Source organism: Cohnella abietis (genome assembly GCF_004295585.1).
Lineage (GTDB): Bacteria > Bacillota > Bacilli > Paenibacillales > Paenibacillaceae > Cohnella > Cohnella abietis.
Genome location: NZ_AP019400.1, coordinates 2,475,926 through 2,500,536, shown reverse-complemented (window position 1 = coordinate 2,500,536; position 24,611 = coordinate 2,475,926). Strand labels below are relative to the sequence as shown.

The window sequence follows — 24,611 nt, the reverse complement described above, 5'->3', positions numbered from 1 at the left end:
TGACATCATATTATTGAAGCTCAAACAGACGGGCACAATTCATTGAAGGTAATGTTACCGTTAACGCCCCGCCTTCCGGATTCCAATGCCAGTCACAGTCCTGCCGCTGCGGATAACCACATAGAACGGAAGCATCCTGCCCAGCCAAAAAGTGTATCGGTAGTTTAATGGTATCTTGTTCACTTTCTAATCTCCACACTGCCAAATACGCCTTTTGCCCGCAACGAAGCCCCAGACATATCCATGAATCGCCATAGGAAGGTAATCCGAGAGGCCAAAAAGGTAGTCCTCCAGCAATATCTTGACGAATGCTCTTGTAATAATTCAACCCTTCGCGAATTAATGCGAACCGTTCCGATGAGATTTCCGCCAGATGTCCGCTCTGATGCACTCTCATCAGCATGCAGTTGACGAGGTTGAAAATCACTTCCTCCTCAGTACAATCCCTGAGCGGGTAAGACCATACCGCACATTGTTCCGGTGTTATCGCTGTCGGAGCTGAGGCTACAATGGGCGCATATTTGCGATAATCAGTCTGATCACTGCTTGACTGAATGCTGTGACGACTCAGCAATGCATAATCCAAGCGCATTCCACCGCTGGCGCAGTTTTCTATGACAAGATCGGGATATCGGCCGAACACGCTATCGAGCCATTGGAGATAGGCACGATTATGCTGGAGAAGGCCATCGCCGAAGCTGTCGGCTCCAACCTCAGTACCGATTCCGGCATTGATGTTGTAGTCCATCTTGATGTAACCGACTTTATACTCTAATATGAGTCGGTCAATAACTTCATCTGCATGCTTAAGCACCTCAGGATTCCGATAATCCAATTGGTAGCGGCCATGATCAATGACCCGTTTTCCGTGCCGCATAAAAAACCATTCATCGCTCACCTTGTCGGCGAGTGGACAGTTTACCCCCATTACCTCAAGCTCCAGCCATAACCCCGGAATCATTCCTTTGCTTCGAATATATTCTGTCACTTCCTTCAGACCGCCGGGAAAGCGCACTTGTGATGGCAGCCACAAACCAACTTCATCCCACCATTCTCCATCCGCATACCAGCCAGCATCGATGCAGTAATATTCGCAGCCAGCTTCGGCAGCCGCATCGACTAAAGGTAAAATCTTCTCCGTTGTCGGATTGGCAAACAAGCAATTCATATAATCGTTGAAAATAACAGGCAACCACTCATTGTCCTGGTTTGGTCGACGAATTTCTCTGCGGTAACGGGTTAATTCACCGATCGCCTGCTCGAACTGACCTGCGACAATGCCTACAGCCACTGGGACGGAGAGGAATGTCTCACCTGGTGCAACACTTTTCCACCAATGGTTCTCATTTTCAGTAGGGCCGCTAAGCTGTAAGTAGAGATGGTTCGCCACATCGCTAATTTCCCAATGCCAGGAGCCATTATGTTCAATTTGCCAGAACAAGCAAGTATCCCGTTCTATATTTTCGAAACACCCCATTGGTACTAGACCTTCTGATGACCACGTCCCCGAAGTGCTGTAAGACAGACGCTTCAGCGATGAATCATTCGCCCTTGTCAGTCCAAGCTCAGGTAGTGTGTTGCTTCTCCACTTCATTTCACCATGCCAAGTATTGTCCGAGACATGTAACCTGCTCTTCGCCTCCCAGCTGTTACTCCCTTCTTTGGCAATGCCGGTCAAAGCGAAAGAAGACACATACTCCAACCCTACCGAGGAGTCGGAGACATTCGTTATTTCTGTCCATGCACGTATAACCGGAATATCGTTATAAAATTGATAGTGGACCGTTACCAGAATCCCTTCATCTTTCATTGCAATTTCCAGCTTCCGCCCCTGCTCGTTTCTCAGGTCGTTGTGGCTCATATATTTCAGTCGATTACCTGGCAATGTGCCCGTATATTTAGATCCGTGATGATCATCCTGATCCTCACCCGTCGTTTGAATTTCCACGATGCGAAATCTTCGACGCGCTTCTTCTGTACCCAGCTCTTGTATTTTCAAAGGAAATGGCGAGAAATGCAGCAACCTAACATCCTTGCTCTCTGTAATCTCAATATCCAGATAAAGTCCGTTCTCGCAGATAGAAATGTTTTGTGTGTTCTGTATGTTTTCCATATGTCCTCCCTATGTTTAAAGCAGATTTAAGTCAGATAATAATCTTTTAATTACTGTCGCTGCCTCAGCTCGCGATGCCTTACCCTGAGGATCGAACTTCAACCCCGCTTTGCCTTTAATAATTCCTGAACGAACGGCAGCTTGGACTCCCTCTCTAGCCCACTTACTGATGTCCGCTGAATCTGCAAAAGTTATTTCAGCGACTTTGTTGTTCTCCTCTGTTGAAGAACGCGCCGCATAGACATTCGCTCGTACAATCATCACTGCCATTTCTTCCCTTGTAATATTTCGTTCCGGAGCAAATTTTGTATCCGTCAGGCCTTGAATAATCCCTGCCGAATAGGCGCTATTTATGACATCCTTGTACCAGGAAGCAGGCGCAACATCAGTGAAAGGACTTTTCTTCGTATCCGTCTTAAGATTTAGTGCTCTCGAAATCAATGCGGCAAACTGTGCTCTCGTTACATGGTTTTCCGGTGCAAAGTGATCTTCATCTATTCCTTCAATAATGCCTTTTGAGGCGAGCACTTCTATATCTGCCTTGGCCCAGTGACCTTCCAGATCAAGAAAACCCTTTTTCGCCGCAGTCACGGAAACACTCTTTCCTATGGGATAGGTTTGAGCCGACAAATTATGGTCTACTGCCTTCATCGATTCCCACTTAACATTGGAAGTCCCATTCTTCTTGATCTTAAAAGTCAAGGAACCGATGACGATATCCCCACTTTCTCCCGTTACATTGCCGATTTTGGTATGGGCGATAATAATCTCATTTTTCTTGATAATAGGCGACACAGAGAAACCGTCCAGACTGGATTTGGATTCTACCAGCTCAAGCTGATCTGGATCAAATGTGAATCTAGCTTCATAGCCATATAAATCTTTTATTCCCTTGCCACTCAGGGTTACGACAACTTTGCCACCCGCAGGTTTATCCGTAGTTAAAAGAAATGAGGAAGCCGTCGCCGCATAAGAGGTAGTTAGAAGCTCCGAGGGTAAACAAAGTAGCAATAGGAGTATCATAGTCATGATTTTACGATTCATAGTAGGATCACCCTTTCTTTGAAAACGACCGTGCTGTTTTTTAAGAGAAGTTTACCTGTTTTCGGTTTTGTATTAAAAAACAGGAAGGAGCCATTCCCTTCCTGTTTTTTATTTGTGCTACTCCAATATTTTCTTGGCCACCGCCACGAGATCAAGGATATCGATTACGCCATCCCCATTAATATCGGCACTCTTCACTTGCTCCCAATCTGGGCTGCTTCTGTCTTTGCCGTATCGAGCAGCGATGATGGACAAATCACCTACAGTCACTTTGCCATCTTGATTAATGTCCGCACTGTTCTCAACTGCAACTATAGCCGTTACCCGTACACTGATTGAAGACAATGCCGCCTGGGTTTCATTTCCTTGGTTATCCCCTAGAATGGCGCTTGTAATCGAGATCACACCTGAAGCAGATTGTGCAATTTTTTTTGCCCTGAAGGTAAGCTCTACCACTTGCGCGTTATCGATGACAGCATGCTCCGACCCTTGACTAGCTACAATCAAACGAAGCTTACCCGCCGGTTCCTTGACAGTCTCTACAATCCCAACTCCGTCTATTAAGGACTTTGCAGTTACGAACTCCATGACGGAAGAATCATAATCCAGCTTGATGTCCTGACCATAGACAGCTTTACTCACGCTGCTGAGTCCGTAGTTAACCTTAAATTCCGTCCCTGCGGGTATTGTGCTTACACTCGTCGTTAATGTGCTTTTATCAAAACTAGGTAATTTTTTTTTTTTGAAGCTGAAGTCATCGATATAAAAATCGCCTGTTCCCCCAGCAGATTCCACGTATATTCGAGCAGCCTTCAGCTCACCTGTCCATGTAATATTTTTTGAGCCTGATGATCTCACCCAGCTACCATTTCCCACGTTTTCAAAAGATCCGTTAAAGTAATGTTCGCCTTCGCTATCATTGACAAAAATATTTACATACATCGTTTGCTCACCCGATTTAGTACGCAGATTAGCTCCGAAATCGTAAGTTCCTTGTCCGTTCTCTAGCAATATCGCTTTAAGATTCTGCATCGCACCTGTGTAGTTATTGTTCCTTCCACTAACTTCAAGCGCTTTAGAACCACCACTCACAGGAGAAGTAACGGAGGTCAATTTAGCCGTATAAAAGGGCTCCCATCCTATCGTCCCTTTTTCGAATCCAGGATTCGTAAGAAGCTCATCCGGATCGCCTGGTTCATCTATAGGCTCAGGAGCAACTGCCCAGAGAAATGCAGGACCTATAATACCGCCTGTCCCCACTTCATCTAACGATTTGTTAATTACGGAGACGACAATATCATTTTTTTTCCCAAATTTGATTGCGCTAGTCACTTCGTATTCCCAAGGTATAACCGTAGCGATCCCTGTGGACTTGGGCTGTATTTCCTTGCCATTTATCCAAACCCGCGGAGTTTCGTCAATGTCTCCAAACCAAAGCCGGATCGGCTTATCTTTGAATTGCTCCGCGACATTAACTGAAGTACGGTACCAGACCTCACCCTTGTAATAACGCAAGCCTTGATTTGACCATGTATCGGAATATGTCTTCAGCTTCATCCACGATTTCGTACCGACACCCGGCTTCCACAACCCCAGCTTATCCCCGTTTCCTCCAGGGATTAGCATGGCCAACCATTCATCTGGCAGCTGTGCGACAATCTGGTTACCATTTGTAACTCGTTTGTAGCTCATTTCAATTTGTTCTTTCCAAAATATATCCAAATACTCAGCTGTCCAAGGATGAATGATGACAGGGGATTGCAGGTAAGCCAACTCTAATAGCGATTTGGCCTCGTCATAGTGCTGCTTCGCCTTTACAAAATCAAATTTGAGGTAAGCGTCTCGCATATCCGTAAACTCATTTCCAAAATCGAAAGCAACACGTGTCATCCAAACCCGTTTTGCGTATTTGGAGTTCGCCGTTACCTTACTTTCCGCTTCAGCCAGTGTGCTCTCCAGATCTGCCATAACGTCTGGAGTCAATATTTTCGAGTAATCAAATACTGCCCCGGTATAATAATCCGCATTGGCAAATACATCTTCCAGCTTGCGAAAGTGATTCCACATGGGCTCAGCTGCTGGTCCATAATATTTAGAGAAGTAGTCTGATAACGTCTTCTGAACATCGAGCTCCGGATTCCAGTTTAATTTGGCCATCATATACAAGGAGGGGCCCTGATAACCCCAAGACGGCATCACCTCAAAACGAAGCTGGTTCATCTCCTCTTTATGATAATAGCTCATTTCCTCCACGATACGATTGATCATTGAAAAGGGCAGACCAGGGTCAGCCAAATTGAACATGTAGCTATAAACAGATACATCAACACCTAATTTCTTCCAATCATTTATGAGATCTTTCAAATAGTCCCGTTCCCAAGACATGCTGTTTTCAATCGAATGGATACGATCGACCGAGATCGGAGCAATAACCGGCAATAGCTTTGGGTTAGGAACTTCACGAACAGGAGCCCTCATATAGCGAAGATAAGCGAAAAATGCGATACCTACATCGGGATATTGTGGCTCAATTTGTTCCAATACCTTATTGTAAAATTTAACATAACGATCAGTTATCGAATTAGAGCCCATAAGCGGATCGAAATCTACAGCATCCCATTCCGTTGTGCCCAGATTATCACCGTCATCTGGTCCCAAATCGATATATTTAGTATTTGGGTTTTCCTTCAGGTACTCCAATACCCCTTCCACGACACATGTCAGTGTACCTGGTTGTGATACATCCAGTTGGGTTGTAAGATTTCCATCCACTTTAATAAATAAATCTGGCCGTTCCTGAGGTGTAATCGTACAAGGTAATCCGTGTCCGCCAAGAGGGACCGTGCTGCCTCGATTATGTTGCATCCACTTCTTTCCCTCGAATTTATCGACGTATTCAATCGCTCCACTAGAAAAGAGATAATCCATACCACCCACATACCTATTGATGACACCAGGATTCTGGATCGTATTCTGCTCCTTCACACGAATCGTTTGCAGCGAAGGAATTTCAGTACCGAGGTCGCCAGGAGTGAACCAACGGATTCCGATTTGCTCCAGCAGCTCATAAGCTGCAAACAGTACTCCTCTATCGGATAGGCCGACTAATTGAATGCTGTCCCCACTAACTGACAGACGAAAGGAATCCGGATCCGTACCCTTTTGACGGATTTGTTCCAGCTGCGGATCGGGTGCAGCACTTCCTACAAAAATTTTAATCCCATTGATCGCACTTGCATGGGTTACAACGGGCATATCCGCTCCAGATACTTTTTTCACATAGCTTTGCAGCTCTTGTGCCGCCTGCTTTTCAAGATCCGTCGCGGTCGAAGTTAATACGACAGTTGCACGACTTACTCCTGCGACTACGAGTTCAACTCCTTCGATCGACTCAGCAGTGGGCTCCTTGTAATCTCCCATTATATTATTCGGAATACTTGCTACCTCATCGGCTACATGCCCAGCCGCACCAGCATAAGATATAGGCACGGTCACAGAAATGACAATGGAGAACAAAAGTACCAGACAAACAAAGAACGATGCTTTGCAAAGAAGGTTTTTACTCATTTTAATCCTCCATTTTTTTTGAATTTTGAGGCTTAAAACTCTAATCGTATTTCAGCTATCCCTGTGAAAGCATTGATAACTACAGTCTCCTTCCCCTCGTCATATGTTCCCCCAACGACATTACTCGCTCTTCGGCCATCAGGATGGGGAAGCCGCAGCACTATGGATTGTGGTGCACGGAGAGGATCGCATATTATTGTTGCGGATATAAACCCTTGATCCAATTCTGACCGTACGTGAAGGAACAATTTTCCGAAATAAGTATTGACCCCTGAGAGCTCGATGCGCTTTCCTTGTTCTAACCATTTTCTAGGGATTCCTGGAAGTAGCCGCAATGATGTGCCTTCCTCCATATACAGCATCCAACGGGTTTGCATCAGAAACCAAGCCTCTTCATGGGTTTTATGAGGACTAACTTGATAGAAGTGCTCCCAGAAAGTATAGGTTTCTCTGTCGGCTAATCCTGAGACTGTGTTGTAATACGCTTTCAAGAACGGCTTTACTTCGCCGCGCTTCAGGTGTACCCAAGGGTGAACACTATAATAAGGCTGACTAAAAGCCACATTTCGAGTGAGCATCAGTTCATTATGGTATTGAACAAGGAAATCGGCGGCTATTTCCTTTGCCTCGATTACCTCCTGAAAGATAAGATACATCGGACCGAGCATGGAATCGCGGCCCATGAAGGTTCCGTGTGTAAACCAGTTATTCTGTTCCACGTATAAAGCTAACGGACCGCGAGCCTCCACCCATGGCGGTGCCGTTGGCACCCAGCCTCCATCACCTAACGGCACAACCGGAGATCGCGACATTGCCAGATCGAAAGCCGTACGTATATCCGCCTTCAATAAATCCGCATTCAGACGTACCTGCGAGGACAATTCTTCATCTATGTTCTTCAACAATTCAGCCAAGCGACTAAGGCCTAAGTAAGCGTATCCATTTAGCATGAAGGAATGATACGGATCTTCAGGATCAGCTGTCTTTCCTTCAAGCATGCCGTATCCACATCCGCGCAATTGCTCAGTCTCATTTCGTTGCCGCCATCTCAGCAAAAATTCATAAGCTTTGAGCAGCTTCGGTTTGATCTGAGCAATCCATGAATCGTCAGGCGAGTAACGATAATGCTCACCGAGGCACCATAATACTGCACCGGTTTCTAGCATATATCCGCCGTAATTCTGAATCATGCCATCCTCATACTGCTTGTCAAGAAAGAACATAAGCGCTCGTCTCGAAATGCCGCCCCAACCCATAGAATCCATAAATTGAATAATCGGCGAGCTTTCCGAGCCAATCGCAGTATATATGCCGATCGCAGGTACAAGCGTCCCTTCCGGTTCCTTGCCGTACATGATGAGATCCGTATGAAGCAATCCCGCCTGCACCATCTCCTCCAAACGAGGTTCTGGAATACGGATTTGCGCACTGCTTGACAATTTTTTCTCCCAATAATCTCGACATTCCACGTAACGAGAATGGAAATCTTGCTTGCTCAAGTTCACCGCACGTTCATATGAAATCGGCTGATGAGGCAAATAAAACTCGAAAATCGCACTTTCGCCCGGTTTTAACAACACTGCATTTTCTTCACTCGGAAGTGCCTTACCATTCAATTTGGATATACAGAATATTCGCTCAGCAGTATACTGAGCAAAGCCTGTGAACCCCTCAAATGTATAGGGAATTGGTTTAGGTCCAGGATTTGGGACAATATTCTTAAACCACGCATAACGAGGAACTTTGCCTGAATTCTCGGCTATGACTCTGCAATAAAATACGGTGGTCTCACACGACCTTGTTTCCAGCTCTTGAGCCAGAAGTTCATCCCGTCGCTTAATCTGATCAGCAGAAAGCATATGGCCTATTCCATAACCATCCGCTATTAAATAAGGCGTTCCTTTAAGCGATTGCGAATTCAGTTCGCTTGATTCTAATGAAACGAAGGATAAGGCTTCATATGTGATGTCATCATCCACGACCTTCGTGCTCAGAATAGGCAGAACACCCTTATCCAACCGACGTATAACCGTGTCCGAACATCCGATACCCCTGCCCAACATATAACAGTAACGCACCGGTCGCCCCTCATTTTCCGGTAATGCAACTTCATTCCCATGCTCTCTTGGCTGAACCCAGTCCCATTGCAGCTCTGATCCCTCAATCGGCGGCGGTAGGGAATTATTGCTTCCCCGCCCCCTTGCCTGTGTTTCGAATATTCGGGTATCTCTGCTAATCCCAAGCCAAGTCGGACAAGCATGATCCCTTGTATGCATACTCGCTGCTTCGAAAGATTCTTCTTTCTCCGCCTCTATGATCTGCAAATTCGTGAGTAGACCTTTTTCTTCAATACTCTCTTTGATTTCCAAATAGGTTCGGGTATCCTGCGTATCGGTTACTGCAGCACCATATGCTGGGATATAGATTGGATAATTGCTGTTGACATCACTTACAAAGAAGCTGAACGAGTGTGGCATTGTCTCGATCGTAACAAGTGTTTGACCCGTATTCGGTTGCAATTCGAAGTCGACTTCCACTTCAATACGTAAATACGTTTCTGCTGCAGAACAACTTTCCCCTTTATTCCACGAAGTAGAATCCTTAAAATACTTTATATTGATAATATTCCCATTATATATTCGCACCTGACCGCTCGTTCGGCTATTCTCCCAAACGATTGCTATATGTTTACCCACTTTTTAACTCCCAACTCCTGTTCTCTATCCTACTATTCCTTCACCGAACCTAGAGTTATTCCATGTATGAAAAAACGCTGCAAAAACGGATACACGAGTAGAATAGGAATCATTGTGAGAAAAATTTTTGCCGCATTTAACGTTTTATTACTTAATTTGGCCAGCTGTTTCATCTGCTCCGAATTCATATTATCCGATTGAATTTGTACGACTAATTGTTGAATGTAAGTTTGCAGCGGATATTTATCTGGATTATTCATAAACAACAAACCATCAAGAAAAGAATTCCAATGGGTTACAATGCTGAACAAGGTAACAGTGGCCAACGCTGGAAGGGAGATCGGAACGAATATCCGGACCATTATATACCAGGGTCCTGCTCCGTCAACATAAGCAGCCTCTTTCAGCTCCTTGGGAATATTTCGAAAAAAATTCAACAATAAAATTACGCTAAATACAGGGACAGCACCAGGCAATACAAGAGCCCAGATAGAATCCAGCATTTTCAAATTTTTAATCGTTAAGTAAAACGGAATTAAACCGCCAGAGAACAGCATCGTAAATACCAATGTCCACATGTACACGTTCCTGTAACGAAATTCCCGCGAATCATGAGAAAGCGCATAAGCCATCAATATCGTGAGCACAAAGGTGATACCCCCACCTAACAGCACACGTTCGATTGATACGATTGCAGCTCTGAAAAAGCTGCCGTCCTTCAAAATTGTCGAGTAAGCAATCAGATTAAATCCAGTTGGAATGAAGAAAATTCCCCCGCCAGCTACAGCCGATTTGTCAGAAAGAGAAATCATCAACGTATTCCAGATGGGCATCAGGCAAAGTAGCATTACGGCAATTAATATTATTAATAAAACATAGTCTGAAATCGTTCGTTTCGAGTTTCGGATCATATCTTAAACCACCTTCGTCAAAAAATCCGATAGTTAGCTAACCTAGATGCTAATACATAGGACATTATTATCAACACAAAGCTTACTACTGATTTCAATAATCCTACTGCAGTTGCAAAGCCATATTGTAAGTTGTTGATTCCAGCCCTGAATACGTAGGTGTCAATAATATCCGCTGAGTCATATACACGAGCATTATACATATTAAAAATTTGGTCAAAACCCGCATTCAATACATTACCTAGGCTCAATGTCGCCAGTAAAATAATTGTTGTTGTAATACCCGGCATCGTAATATAGCGTAGCCTTTGCCAACGTGAAGCCCCATCAAGCTCGGCGGCTTCATACAGAGCCGGATTTATTCCCGTTAACGCAGCCAGATAAATAATTGTTCCGAAGCCGAATTCCTTCCAAATATCACTGCCCACCAGAATAGGACGGAACCACGAATTGCTGCTGATGAATAAAATAGGCTCGAATCCAAACCAGCCGATGAATTGGTTGACTACTCCCCTATAGGAAAATATCTCAAGAAGAATGCCCGATAAAATAACCCATGATAAAAAATGAGGTAAATATACAATTGTTTGAACCCAACGCTTGATTCTTAAAAACACTGTTTCATGTAGCATAAGCGCAAACATGAGCGGGAATATCATATTGCCGATAATCTTCATAATGGCAATGCTGACAGTATTCATTAACACTTGTTTGATTTCGGGCAACTCGAACATATAACGAAAGTTATCATACCCTACCCATTCCGATTGGAATAACCCACGTCCAGGGTTAAAGTCCTGGAAAGCTATTACAATGCCTACCATCGGTAAAATACTGAACAATAGGACGATGACCATACCCGGCAGTAGCATCAAATGATAATGCAACTGATTGTTATTGTTTTTTAACAAGATGACTGCCTCCTTCTCCCATAGAGGAAAGGGCAGATGAGATTGGTTTAATCCATCTGCGCCTCTTCTTCATGTCTTACTACTTCATTCCTTATTTAATTGCTTCTTCAACCTCTGCCGTTATTTCAAGACCACCCATTTTATTCCAACTAGAAACAAACTTATCAAAGGAGTCAACCGGCTGTTCGTTCATAATAATTTTATAAAACGTTTCTTCTTCAAGTTTCAACATCGCCGGCCACTTCAGCTTCATCGATTTAGTTTCCGCGGAGTATACCGGGAACACCTTATTCATCGGCAACGAAGTAATTGAGCCCCCCAGCATATAAGACTTGACCGGCGCCCAATCCGAGAGATCGATCTTTCCTTTATTTGCCTCTACTCTCTTATACCGATCATAAGTATCCTTAAGAGCAGGCGCCAGATCATCCGGATTAATCTCTCCGTTCAAAGCTTTGCTCACGCCTTGATACATTTCTTCGACACCAAATGGAGCTGTCACAACGCGTAATGGCCAATATCCAGGACTGACGCTTTGATCGTACAAAGAAGCTTCATTGCTGGCATTAGTTCTCACGTTCGTAAGTTTCATTACAGCATCGAGATGCTCATACCCTTTGCGAACGACCAAGTAATCGTTGCTGACAGGCAGCATCTTCGTATTGAATTTCCCTTCGCTATCCACAGGAATCGTTAACGGAATCCATTCAGCGGTCGGATTATTCACTGTAGCGTTGCCTAGAACTCCCCATGGCGAATACCATTTGTTTAGAAACACTCCTGTTAGACCCGCCGCAACGGGTTCTGTAGGATCTTTGCGCAATCCGATTTCTTTATCGATAATTCCTTTCTTATACATATCCTGAAGCTTCTGCAAGGCTTGCTTCGTCTCCGGCGTTGTCGATCCCCATACTACTTTACCTTCGTTATTTTTATACCAGATCGAAGGATAAGCATGATACGCTGAAAACAAAGTATCAAGAGAGTTTCTGTCGCCGACAATACCGAGTGTTTTTCCTTTACCGTTTCCGCCTGGATCCTTATCTATGAAAGCCTGAATCGTTTGCTCCAATTCATCCATCGTCTTAGGCTCTGGTAGAGATAGTTTGTTTAGCCAATCTTTACGGATCCATACTACATTAATACCGTCAGCTTGCGGAACGACATTGGGGAGAGCCATTAATTTCCCATTAAACGTCGCGCTTCTCAGTGCCCTTCCTTCAACAGAATCATAGTATTCTTTAAGCATCGGTGAAGCATATTGATCATAAATCTCACTTAAATCAGCAATCAGATCCGATTTGACAAGCAGCTCCAAATCCGATCTCGTAACAATCATGGCATCCGGCAAGTTGTTACTTGAAATCGCCAGCTTCACCTTCTGATCATATGCATCACCGCTTACCCATGTCCGAACAGCTGACCAAGCCATTTTGACTTCAACATTAGTAACCTCTTTAATCCGTCTTGTAAATTGATTGTTCTCAAGTGTGTCGCCCTCTGGCAAGGTGTTATCATTTGCTGGCAATCCTTGACCTACTGACAGAATGACAGGCTCTGGAAACTTACCAAACGGATCATGGTCCGATTGTGCTGTTTCAGAAGGACTCAATTTATTTGATGAGGAAGCGCTTTCAAGTGGTGCCGAACTGTTGGTTTGCTTTGCATTGTTGTTACTGCATGCGGTAACAAGGATGATTACCATTGTCAGTAAGAACGTCATACCTCTTCTTCTCTTGAACATTCTAATTACCCCTCGTCGTCGTTTTTAAGTACTTCTTAATATTATCAAGTTATAAAATGGTAAAAAGCCAGGATTGTCCTGACTTTAGTTGAACATTTCTTGCTATTGCTAATACATCAGCTTAAATTAGGACAATAATCAACCTTTTTTAGGAGAATTGTCTCCTATCGGATGTTCTTTACGATATCTACTAGGTGTTGTCCCCGTATATTCTTGAAATACCCTACTGAAGTATTTCTCATCTAAATATCCGCATTGCTGCGCAATCCAATGGATTGGATTAGTTGTTTGGATGAGTAGCTTTTGTGCAGCCAACATCCTTACTTTTCTAAGATAATCTACAGTAGCCAATCCCACGATATCCTTAAAGCATTGACTAAAGTAGCTTCGGCTCATATTCACTCTTCTGGCCAAATCCTCTATACGAACTTCACGCTTTAAATCGATATGGATATATTCTACCGCTTGTAGAATGCTACGCGATATCTCTTCTGAATAATTGGCTTTTTGAATTTTCCGCTTCATAATTGTTCTAGCTCCGTGAATCCATTCTTTCCAATCACACCAATAACGCAACGATCTGAACGAAGGCAGGCTTATGAACACATCCTCACCGATGATACGGAGCCATTCATGCTTGGCATTATAGAACAAGCTCTCTAGTTTATGGGAAGGGGGACGGCAGCTCGTTATCAGCTCCATGTTATTCTCATAATAATCTTCCTGAACAACCCACATTAGAGAACGCCAATGCTCCATAACGTTCTCCCATTTAGCACCTGTCCAGGCATCGTGAGCCGGCTCGACTTTCTCTCCGGAAATTTCATATACTGATTTTCCTTTTTCATATTCATAGAAAAAGGAATGCTGCAAGTAATTAAGCAAGTATCCGGTCAATTCGTCTATATTATAGTCTCGGAACCCGGATAGATTTAGGATAACAGCCTGCTGCTCCGATTGCAGACTTAACAGATCAACGATCGATTGCTGATCCTTTTCCGTATCCCCGTCCTTTTTCAGCCACAACCCCTTTTTCAACTCAATTAGCATACTGTCTTGATCATTAGGGCTTATGTTGAATGTTTCATTCAAAGCGTAAACGACTACATAATCTCCGTTCCCTCTGTCGAATGTATCGTGAACGTGCGGAACAGCATTGGCACGCTTTGATTGCTCAAGCCGAATCCGGCTTCTGATCCGCTCCAGCACAGCTTCCGATTGCTCGTACTCCAGCTGTACCTTTGCAATATAATCAATTGCACCAAGTCTGAGAGAAGTCTGAATCCATTCGAAATCCTGATGAAAAGTAAGGACTACAATCCATATTCCCGGGTAAATCTTACACACGGATTCCATAAGCTCGATTCCATTCATATTAGGCATAGACAGATCCGTTATCAGAACATCTACTTCATGCTGCTTAAGAAATTCAAGAGCACTCTCTCCATTATTAGCCTCGCCAACAATTTCGAAGCCATATTCGCTCCATGGCATCGTTGCAATAAGTCCCTTTCGCACCATTTTATCGTCATCTACCAACAGCACCCTAAACATCGGAATTTCCCTCAACGAATGGAATAGATATAGACATCTTAGTGCCCTCCCCTGGTGTACTTTCAATAATAAAGCTGGCATTGCTGCCGAATTGGGATTTCAGCATCCTCTGAACGTAGGAAAGTCCGATTCCAAATCCGGAGCTTCTCTTTGAAGCTGCCTTGGGATCAAATAGTGCTTGGACCTTCTCATTATCCATCCCTGCTCCATTGTCGCTCACACTAATAACGATAAATTGCTTATTTTCTTCCCTGATTCCAACTTGGATTACACCGTCATCCTTAAGCCCGTGATAGAGACAGTTTTCAACAAGTGGCTGTAAGATGAACCTCGGAATTTCCATATCCATAATTGACTCGTCCGCTTGTATTTCCAGAGCGAATTCAAAATCGTAACGCATTCTCTGTAAAAGGATATAATCGCCAATTGCTTCGATTTCCTCACGGATTGTAGAATGCCTTCTTTTGCCCATATTGTAGTAAAGCAGTTTATTCAGCGTAGACACGAGATGGTCTATTTCTCGATCCCCTTTCGTACGCGCTACCCAACGAACCGTATCTAACGTATTGTGGATGAAATGAGGGTTAATTTGGTGAAGCAGTTTTTCGATCTCAAGCTCAGCTTTTTGTTTCTCATTTACCTCAATTTCTACAATGAGCCCCAGCACTTGTTCCTTCATACGTTGAAAATGAGTCAACAGCCTGTCAAACTCATTAAAGCGGGTGTTCACTGCAGGTGAATGAAAATTGCTGTTCTCCAAATTCAGGATTTCCCTCCTGAGCTGTGACAGCGGTGTGATCACTGTTTTCCACACGAATAAAGACAACAACAAAGCAAGTCCAATCGAACCTATTGCTATCAAAACATACTGCATAAGCCAGGTGTCTCTCTCTTTATAATAGCTTTCTTTAGGAATAACGGAGACCATGCGCCATCCTTGCGAGGATTTACCTACAAATAAAAACCTATCATTATCCACATTCAAATCATCTATTAATTCATTAGCTTTGAGCTCTAAGCCTACTGGATACTGTTGTTCATATTCGCTGTATGCCACTCGGTCATGCTGATCTACAATAAGATACTTCACATTAAATCCCGGCTGCTCAGGAAATAACTGTTGGGAACTGGACTCTATATACACGTTTAGACCTTCATATCCAGGAGCCTCCAAACGCCGAGTAACTGAGAAAACTTCATTCTCGTTATAACGATTTACCGACCGGTGCGGTCCGTAATAAATCGTATTATGCAGCTTCATCATAATAGGTAATTTCTGCGGTTCAAACTTGCGCATGAGCGAAGTATCCTGAAAGATCGGTTGATTACTATTTTCATAAAAATAAAAAGTAAATCCGACATTGGGGTTAGTAAAGCTCACAAAATTCTGGGTACTCATAATGGCCTTCTCATACTGAGACTTCTCAAAGAGACTCGTTGCCGAACTCAACTTCTCCAAATCGCTATATATCCTCTGATCGAACGCCAACTGCTGAGAAACATAATTCAAACTATTAACGATATTTTCCAGTGAGGTCTTCGTCTGTTGTAAATTACTCTTAATGCTTCCTTCAATTTTGTTATTCAGCATCGAAATAATTGAATAATAAGAAATAATTCCAATGATAAAAAGCGGAATCAACGTACTTAACAAAATAATCGTAATAACTCGGACTTTAAATGAACGTCGTACATGCTGCATTAAGTATGAGTTTATTGCCATCATCCTGTCATCAGCCCTTCTCCCTGTCCAGCAATTCTATTCATTCTATCGTCAATCGAAGTTTGGTATATTATAACATCCAGAAAAAATAAATCATCAAGATGAACTCGCAAAATCAAATTTTTATGATCGTACAAAAAAGGAGCTGCCCCCGTGGCAAGCTCCCTAGCTAAAATGAAGAAAAATGGTAGTAATCTTATGCATCCTCATATAGAAAATGTCATCAGCCTTGGTTACTACTCATCCTCAGAGTAGTGATAATCTCGATACTCCTGAGGCGTTGAGCCCACTAGCTTCTTAAATAAATAGGTGAAGTAAGCCGGCGTCTGAATGCCTACTTGATCCGCCACCTCGTAGACTTTAATATTCGGATCCTGCAATAGCTTGCGAGCCCTCTGAATCCGTTTGTCCTGCACGAAATCGGAGATCGTTTTACCTATCTCGCGTTTGAAGAGAACACTTAGATAGCTGGCATTCATGCTGAACTGCTCCGCTAGCTGTTTAACCGTCCAATTTTCTTGAAGCCTCTCCTCGATAAAATCAGCGATGTTGCTCATCAAATGATGCTGCTGATTCAGCTTAGCCTTCTTCTCAACCCGCATGTATCGATCCACGTACTCGGCTAACAGCTCAACGATCTGACTTGTACTGCTGCAATCCAGTATTCGCCGCCACATCAGAATGTTTAATTCGTCGTCAGTTCCCTCTTTGCCTTTCAAGGTGCCGATGAGCTCGCTCAAGAAGCTCATGCCGAATGCCTGCACATAGGAGAAGGAGACTGGCTCACGCGAAAGAAGCAGCTCGAGTATCCGATTCATATATTCGCCAACCTTCGCCGAATCACCAGCTTCCATCAGTCTGACGATATTGGGCATCCATTCCTCACGCAACCGATAGTCTTTGAATTCGTTCGAATCGCTATCGTCATATCCAACGATCTGCCCGTCCGCTACTAGCCGAGCTTTGGCCATCGCGAATTTGACTTCCTTATAGATCAAAGGAGCTTCCTCCCAGCGGCTTCCCATCCGGCTGCGGCCGATCGTCACTGGCGCGTCGTAACGTTCTCTCATCATGCTCTGCACGAACGATAGCTGCTTCTCCAGCACGACTTGCTCTTCCAAAGTCGGATTCAAATGCAGCACGACGACCTCGTCAGGATGAGTCTGTGCCATGAATACCGATTCATGATCGGACAACGCTATCTCGATCATCTGCTTGAACCCGCTCCCCAGCAGCATTCTTTCTTTGGCATCCCGGCCAGAGGACCAATAATAATCTATTCCGAACACTAGCGCCTGAAACCCCAGCTCAATCGAGGGAAGCTTCATCAGATTCCCCCACGAGGCGAGCAGCTCGTCCGTCAGCGGCATTTCCGCAATCAGATCGCTAGCGAAGCGTTCTTTAATCAGTTTGAGACTACTAGATACTTTGTGCTCCAGCGCACTCGTCTGTTCGACTACCTGCCTCATCTTATCCAGCGTATTCCGGAAAGCCGTCAGTCGGCTAGATACCTCGTCAAGCTTTAGCGGCTTCAGTACATAGGCTTGCGCTCCGACATTAATGGCGTCCTGAACAAATTCAAACTCGTTGTAACCACTAATCATGAGTACCTGAATGTGGGGATAGCATTTCTTGGCGTTATCCACCAGCTCGATCCCGTTCATGCCGGGCATCGAAACGTCGGAGATGAGAACGTCGAAGGAAGTCTCTATGAGCGCTTCCATCGCCTCTTCCCCGGATTCGAAAGTCACCGGAGGTTCGTAGCCGAGCCCAGCCCAATCGATATAACGAACCAGCCCCTGAATATTGGAAGGTTCGTCGTCCACAATAAGCACCTTCAGCATTTACGATTCCCTCCTAATCATCGGCTCCGTGAAACAAGCCGGGAATACAATCGACACGAGCGTCCACGCCCCGGGCTCACTAGTTATCGTGAGTGCCGCATCGCTTCCGAAATATAGCGCAAGCCGTTCCTTAATGTTCGGCATTCCGAATCCGTTACCTTTGCCAGTATAAGTGCCCGTCTCAATGCCTTGAAGAACGGTCGATGAAATGCCCTGCCCGTTATCGTATACGGACATTCGAATCCCCTCCGCTTCCCGGACAACTGTAATACGAATTAAAGCGCCGGGCTTTCGGGTAATAGCCCCGTGCAGATAGCAATTTTCTACGATTGGCTGCAGCACGGTCTTGATCGTATAGAAGTTAAGCGACTCTTCGTCGATCTCCCATTCGACCCTCACCTTGTTCGGATAACGAAACTGGCAAATTTCCAGATAGGCCCTCACATGCTCGAGCTCGTCCCGGATACGGATAGCGCTAATTCCGTTGTTCAAGGTAATCCGATAAAAGGTCGTCAGCGCATCAATGATCTGGATTTGCTCCTGATCGTCCGCGTCCAGTGCGCGCCAGCGAAGTAGACCGAGCGAGTTATATATAAAATGGGGATTTATTTGCGCCTGAAGTGCTTTAAACGCCTGCTCCTTCTCTGTCAAGCTTGCTCTTGTAATGTCTTCGACCAGCTTGCCGAGTCGCTCCGACATGAAGTTGAACCGGTTCTCCAGTTCACCCAGCTCATCTTTCTCGCTGTAACGGACCGCCGCTTCAAATTCACCACGTGAGAGGTCGCCCATTCGCATGCCGAGCTTACGAATCCGCCGAACGATGTTTCGGACAATGGTCGTCATTAGTGAAATCGACAGCAACAGAAAAAAGGTAATAATGCCAACAATCACAATCAATACCGTACGGTTCTGATTGTCCAAATAGTTCATGCCCATTATGGTGACTAGATGCCAGTGGGAAGACAATGGCTGGACAATTAACAGCTCCTTGGTCCCTGTAAGATCCAGAACGTGATTATCCCGTGTTCCCTGCATGTTATTTAAGTCCAGCGCATCCTGATCCTGACCACTAACTGGCCAATTTTTCAGCAAAATCCGTTTGCCAATATCAGCCCGCCCCGTCGCAGCCAGAATACGTCGCGAATCGTCGACGATGTACAAACTGCCCCGATTGAACGGGTGGTCCAGCAATTCCCCGAAAACAGCATCGTAGTTCAACAGAATGTACACCATGCCGAGCAGACCACCATTACTACCAAGGATTTTGCTTGTAATGATAATTTGCCCAGGATTACCCGGTACGCTGCTCCAGAACAGCGGAGTAGGAGAATTCATCGATTCGCGGTACCACGTGCTTTCAACCATTCCGGAGAGCATCCGCTCCTCGGGACGCCAAAGCAGCTGCCCGTCCTGGACGAGCGTTTCATTCGTATGATAAATGCGGAAATCCGCGATACCAGGCAAATATTTACTTGTTATCAGGAAGGTGCGGTCCACGTAATTGACCGTATCGACGATATCGGACATCTCCGTGTATTCACGTCCGAGTCGGGCAACCAGCTCGCCGTCGGTCGCCGTTCTGACAGCCAATAAATCGTAGCTTTTTTTACTAAAGTCCACGTTCTGCGACGTCTGCTTCACTGCTTCTTCCGCCGTATTCAAGTAGCTCTGGTGAAAGCTTTGGATGACGAGATACACGGCACCGCTGCTGAGTGCAAGCGTGGGCAGCAGCAGGATTAGGACGTAAAGAACCACGATTTTGCCGCGCAGGCTCATGCTTCGAGTAAATCCCATAATCCATTTATCCAGCCGTAATCTCAAGGTTGCCGAGCTCCTTTCGCTTTCAGATACAATCGAGCCGAAAGGGAAGCCGTCGTATAGACAGCTCCCCTTGATCTTTTAAGAGTACGGTTTAATCGTTATAGTTCGGAATTAAGACTTAGCCGTTTGCTCTTGAAAGCTAGCGTTCCACTCCTGCTTAAGCTCGCTCCAGTGGGCACGTTTCTCTAGCGCGGATTGGAAATCCTTCCAAGCTGCTTCGAACTGCTTATCTTCTTTGGCCATCAGCAGCTTAGCCTTGAACTCTTTACGGACATTCTCAAGCTCAGGTAAATATTTCTCCAATAGGCCGCCAGTCTTTGCACTTACCAAGTCATAAGGCTCTGCGATGCGGACACCGCCCATTTTACCGACTTTCTGAGTAAGGTCGATCGTCTTCAGCCTACCTGCTGGATTCGTTACATCGTAGTTCCACCAAGGATACCACTCATTGCTGTAAGAGGAAATGCTATACAGCGACGGAGTTGTGCTCGCTATCTTCGCCGCATCGCCTGAATCATGAAGCTTTTGATAATTGTCGTCAGTGTATTTCCATTTGCCGAGCGGCTTATCTGACCAATCCCAGAACACCCCCGCTGGACCTTCGTTTGCTACCTGTTGCTGCTCCGGCTTCGGCAGAAGCATGTAGTCCACGAATGCGAGAATGGCGCTCAGATTTTTCGTATCCTTACTAATATACACGTCATTATAAGGGTACGGATTAACAAGTTGATTGGCTCCGACATGATCAACTCCTGGAACTTGAGGATACGGAATCGAATCAATGTACCATGCTGGCTCAGTTGGGCCATCTAGCACTTCCCACATGTGGGCATCCATATTGAAAAATCCACCGACGTTCATTGCTATGCGCCCAGATTTCGTTTTCTCTTTATAACGCTCTTGCTTGTCCGTGATCGATTCAGGGTCGATGAGTCCCTCACGGTACATTTTATTCATCCATTGGTAAGCGACTTTGTACTGCGGATTGTCGTAGATGAACTCATAGCTATCGCCCTTCTTCTGCACAGGAATCATGCCTCCGGCAGTTGCGGTTGATACCCCGAACGTGCTGAGAATAACATTCTCGTCGTTCTCACTTGAAAGGAAGCTAAGCGGAATGAGCGCCTTGCCTGATGCGTCCTTCTGCTTGGCTGCCGCCCTTAAATAATCCTCGACGCCGGCAATCGTCTTCAGATCATCTACTTTCAAGCCAGTCTTATCCAGAACATCCTTCCGGATGAACCAACCCAATGATGCCCAGCCTGGCCAAGGATCGTTAGGATTCTGGTCAAACCAAGTCGGAATCGACCAAATATGGCCATCCTTGTCCTTCATCGCATCCAGATATTGCTTCGGTATAGACGCTAGTCCAGGGTATTTGTCCGGCATGTCGAAATATTGTTCGACCGGAAGCACACTACCGGACCGGATCATAGAGGAATTAACGATATCGGTTCTTTTGAAGATCGCCGCGTCATCAAAGCCGCCTGTGTTTAGCTTCAGGTTCAGAGCTGTCATAGCGTCGCCTTGAGTAGCCTCCAGCTTGACTTCGATACCTGGCTCTTTCTCTTTCCAGATTTTCTGTACCATGCTGTCATTGTTGATAGTTGCGGTCCATCCGAGCCACAGCTTGAATGACTTAGAGTCGCCCGCTCCTCCAGTGGCATTAGCATCCCCGCTAGGTGTCGATACTGGAGCCCCACTACTAGACGGAGCAGGCTCGGCATTATTGTTGCTGCCTGAGCAGGCCGTTGTCCCCAGTACAACCATCGCGAGGGTCATTGCTGCCAAACTCTTTCCTTTTACTTTACGAAAAGTCATTGATGTTTCCCCTTCCCTTTTGTCTCGATTGGTATTGGTATTGCCCTATACCCACTGTTAAATAACTCTAGCCTTTCACCGAACCGATCAGCACGCCCTTCACGAAGTACTTCTGCAAGAAAGGGTATACGCACAAAATCGGAAGCGCACTGACCATAACGACAGCCATTTTGATTGACATCAGTGTAACGTTTGCCATCATCGAGCCTCTGGCTAGCGCCTCAATGTTATTATTGGAGCCGAGCACAGTCGACATATCCTGCGCCGACAGCAGCTGCTGGAGGAACGTCTGCACCGGAATGAGATTCTGATCCGATATGAAGAACGCTCCCGCAAACCAATCATTCCAATGAAATACACCGGTGAACAAACCAAGCGCAGCCAACATCGGTTTAGACAGCGGCAGAATGATGGACCATAACACCCTGAACGGATGCGCACCATCTATTTCTGCCGATTCGACCAAGGCGTCGGGAATGCCCTGAATGAATTTCATCATGACGAACATGTTCCATGCAGAGAATGCACTCGGCACGATATAGACCCAGAACGAATTCAGAAGGGACAATTCGTGAAGCTGGATATAGAACGGAATAAGTCCTCCGTTGAACAGCATTGTAATGAGTACGTAACCAAGCAACGTCCTACGTAGCGGCAGCACCCGATAGGATAAGCCGAAAGCGGCAAGCAGAGTAATAAGTAGCCCGGACACCGTACCTATGATGGTACGAGCAATGGTAATCAAGTAAGAGTGCTGGATAACGGAGTTGCCAAGCACGACTTGGAAGTTGTACAGCGTGAATTTTCTCGGCCACAGGTATACCCCACCCTTAGCCGCATCACTTCCCACGTTAAGCGAAATAGCCAGCATGTATAAGAAGGGATACAGAACCGAGACACATAGAAGAATGAGAAGCAGGACGATCAGCAATTGGCCGACCTTTTCACTTGTGGATTGTTTCATGCTTACCACAGCCCCTCCCCGTTAATTCTCTTCGCTGTCTGATTCGTGATAAGCACAAGAATCAAGCTAATTGCTGAAGACAACAGCCCAATTGCCGTCGCCATTCCGAAGTACCCTTGCTGCAACCCGCTGCGAAGAATATACGTGTCTAGCACATCTGCAACTGGCTGATTGGCCGGATTCATCAATGGATAAATCTGATCCATACCTACGGCGATCAAGCTCGGCATGCTAAGAATAAGTACAATAGAGATAGTTGGCAGCATACCAGGGATAGTAATGTTGCGAATTTGCGCCAATCGTCCCGCGCCCTCCACTTTTGCTGCTTCGTACTGCTGCGGATCAATGGTTGTAATAGCAGCCAGGTACAAAATCGTGTTCCAGCCAACCTCCTTCCACAGACCGCTTCCCACAATCATCGGTCGGAACCAATCGGTCGAGCCGAGGAAGAAAATCGGGTTCCCTCCCAGCTTAGTTATGAACTGATTGACCAGCCCGCCATCCAACGTAAGCATGGATTGTAGAATATAAGCAACAACAATCCAGGAAAAGAAATGGGGCAAATAGCTCACGGACTGAACAAAATGCTTGAACTTGCTGTGCCTGACCTCATTGATGAGCAAGGCCAGAATAATCGGAGCTGGAAATCCAAACACCAATTTGAGAACTGCGATCCAAAGCGTGTTTTTCACAACTACCCAGAACTGTTCATCCTGTAAGAAGGAGAAATTGTCCCACCCAACCCACGGACTGTTCCAGATCGTATAACCGAGGTGAAAATCTTTGAACGCAACTTGAATGCCGGCCATTGGAATGTAGCTGAATAAGAACAACAACACGACAGCCGGCGCAATCATGACATACTGCCAACGATATTTGGCTACTCTTGCTAGCATGGGATCACCTCTGTAGCCTTATTATACGGATAGCTTGTAAGCGTAACCATATCACAGCGATTGGTTTTTCATCGCTTAGATTGGAGAAAGCAGGGCAGCTCGTCCAAAGGCCACCCTGCTTTCCTTATCGTTATAAAACCTATCCGTTTTCGGCTCAGCGGACTCTACCAGGAGAAATACCGTAGCTTCTTTTGAACAAGTGGTAGAAGTGACTCAGGTTATCAAATCCTGCTTCATAAGCGACTTCGAGAATGCTCATGCGGGTCGTGAGGAGCAGGTTTTTGGCGTAGCCGAGCCGCAAGTGATTAATGTATGCCGTCGGCGTTGTATGAAGATACTGTTTGAACACGCGGTTCAAATGACCAATGCTTCGATCAGACAGCATACGCAACCGATTTAGTCCGCCGGTGAAATTCTCCTTCTTCTGCAGCTCCGAGAGCAACAGGTCGAACCATTGAGGCATCATTATAGTGCTCTCGTCCCGATAATCGCCAAAGTAATGCGTCAATGCATCGGTAACGAAGCTCCGCGCCAGAATACGAGCTTTCTGCTTGTCGATAGACGTATAAAGCTGAATTTGTTTGCCCTTCCGGAGCAGGACGTCCGTATCTGAGGGAAGAAGTGGAATGACGGGTGACAGTCGAGAGGTTTTTAGCTGCTGCGCAAAAAGAGGGCTCCCAAAATATTCGAAGGCATTTTCCACCACTTCTCTATAGAAGTTCACATTCATAAACTGACAGTCCGCATCCTCGTAGAAATCGTAGCAATGCGTATCATCAGGACGAATAAACACCATCGTGCCTTCCTCTAGATACTGCGTCTCTCCATTAATGAGATGCGCGCATTTGCCCGCCATAATAATAAAGATTTCATAATAATCATGGCTGTGTAGCGGGTACGCATGCTTGATCGAATATTCGATATGAAAATTGGACTGTACCTCCGGATCGATCAGCGTTGCCGCTTTCAGCATGGAAACCTGCATTTCCCTCTCCCCCAACC

The 24,611-nt window shown here is 45.4% G+C and carries 15 protein-coding genes; all 15 read right to left on the bottom strand.

Features of this window, described 5'->3' with window-relative positions; translation table 11 throughout:
- Nucleotides 1–10 precede the first annotated feature (10 nt).
- The gene (locus KCTCHS21_RS10540; protein WP_130607480.1) at nucleotides 11–2,113 is read right to left on the bottom strand and encodes a glycoside hydrolase family 36 protein; all 2,103 of its coding nucleotides are present in this window, start codon (nucleotides 2,111–2,113) and stop codon (nucleotides 11–13) included.
- A 15-nt stretch (nucleotides 2,114–2,128) separates the two neighbouring features.
- Nucleotides 2,129–3,157: an S-layer homology domain-containing protein gene (locus KCTCHS21_RS10535; protein ID WP_130607478.1), complete on the bottom strand. Its 1,029-nt coding sequence runs from the start codon at nucleotides 3,155–3,157 to the stop codon at nucleotides 2,129–2,131.
- A 117-nt stretch (nucleotides 3,158–3,274) separates the two neighbouring features.
- Complete coding sequence (locus KCTCHS21_RS10530; RefSeq protein WP_130607476.1) at nucleotides 3,275–6,724, bottom strand: DUF4838 domain-containing protein; 3,450 nt, start codon at nucleotides 6,722–6,724, stop codon at nucleotides 3,275–3,277.
- A 32-nt stretch (nucleotides 6,725–6,756) separates the two neighbouring features.
- Complete coding sequence (locus KCTCHS21_RS10525; RefSeq protein WP_130607474.1) at nucleotides 6,757–9,420, bottom strand: glucosidase family protein; 2,664 nt, start codon at nucleotides 9,418–9,420, stop codon at nucleotides 6,757–6,759.
- 32 nt (nucleotides 9,421–9,452) lie between these two features.
- Nucleotides 9,453–10,331, bottom strand: a complete 879-nt coding sequence (locus tag KCTCHS21_RS10520; RefSeq protein WP_130607472.1) for a carbohydrate ABC transporter permease — start codon at nucleotides 10,329–10,331, stop codon at nucleotides 9,453–9,455.
- A 17-nt stretch (nucleotides 10,332–10,348) separates the two neighbouring features.
- Entirely contained in the window at nucleotides 10,349–11,203 is an 855-nt protein-coding gene (locus tag KCTCHS21_RS10515) for an ABC transporter permease (RefSeq protein ID WP_130616452.1), read from the bottom strand.
- 130 nt (nucleotides 11,204–11,333) lie between these two features.
- Nucleotides 11,334–12,986 carry an extracellular solute-binding protein gene (locus tag KCTCHS21_RS10510; RefSeq protein WP_130607470.1) on the bottom strand — a complete coding sequence of 551 codons (1,653 nt, stop codon included), beginning with the start codon at nucleotides 12,984–12,986 and terminating at the stop codon, nucleotides 11,334–11,336.
- Nucleotides 12,987–13,124: 138 nt separating this feature from the next.
- On the bottom strand, nucleotides 13,125–14,540 hold the full coding sequence (locus KCTCHS21_RS10505) for a response regulator transcription factor (protein WP_162309307.1): 1,416 nt from the start codon (nucleotides 14,538–14,540) through the stop codon (nucleotides 13,125–13,127).
- On the bottom strand, nucleotides 14,533–16,266 hold the full coding sequence (locus tag KCTCHS21_RS10500; RefSeq protein ID WP_130607466.1) for a sensor histidine kinase: 1,734 nt from the start codon (nucleotides 16,264–16,266) through the stop codon (nucleotides 14,533–14,535). The genes KCTCHS21_RS10505 and KCTCHS21_RS10500 overlap by 8 nt, the downstream gene beginning before the upstream one ends.
- A 233-nt stretch (nucleotides 16,267–16,499) precedes the next feature.
- Complete coding sequence (locus tag KCTCHS21_RS10495; RefSeq protein WP_130607464.1) at nucleotides 16,500–18,107, bottom strand: response regulator transcription factor; 1,608 nt, start codon at nucleotides 18,105–18,107, stop codon at nucleotides 16,500–16,502.
- Nucleotides 18,108–19,928, bottom strand: a complete 1,821-nt coding sequence (locus tag KCTCHS21_RS10490; RefSeq protein WP_232058158.1) for a sensor histidine kinase — start codon at nucleotides 19,926–19,928, stop codon at nucleotides 18,108–18,110.
- Nucleotides 19,929–20,039: 111 nt separating this feature from the next.
- On the bottom strand, nucleotides 20,040–21,749 hold the full coding sequence (locus KCTCHS21_RS10485; protein ID WP_130607462.1) for a type 2 periplasmic-binding domain-containing protein: 1,710 nt from the start codon (nucleotides 21,747–21,749) through the stop codon (nucleotides 20,040–20,042).
- 67 nt (nucleotides 21,750–21,816) lie between these two features.
- Entirely contained in the window at nucleotides 21,817–22,713 is an 897-nt protein-coding gene (locus KCTCHS21_RS10480) for a carbohydrate ABC transporter permease (protein ID WP_130607460.1), read from the bottom strand.
- A 2-nt stretch (nucleotides 22,714–22,715) separates the two neighbouring features.
- A complete protein-coding gene (locus tag KCTCHS21_RS10475) occupies nucleotides 22,716–23,609 on the bottom strand; it encodes an ABC transporter permease (protein WP_130607458.1) in 894 nt (297 codons plus the stop codon).
- A 154-nt stretch (nucleotides 23,610–23,763) separates the two neighbouring features.
- Nucleotides 23,764–24,594 carry a helix-turn-helix domain-containing protein gene (locus tag KCTCHS21_RS10470; RefSeq protein ID WP_130607456.1) on the bottom strand — a complete coding sequence of 277 codons (831 nt, stop codon included), beginning with the start codon at nucleotides 24,592–24,594 and terminating at the stop codon, nucleotides 23,764–23,766.
- Between the last annotated feature and the right edge of the window lie 17 nt (nucleotides 24,595–24,611).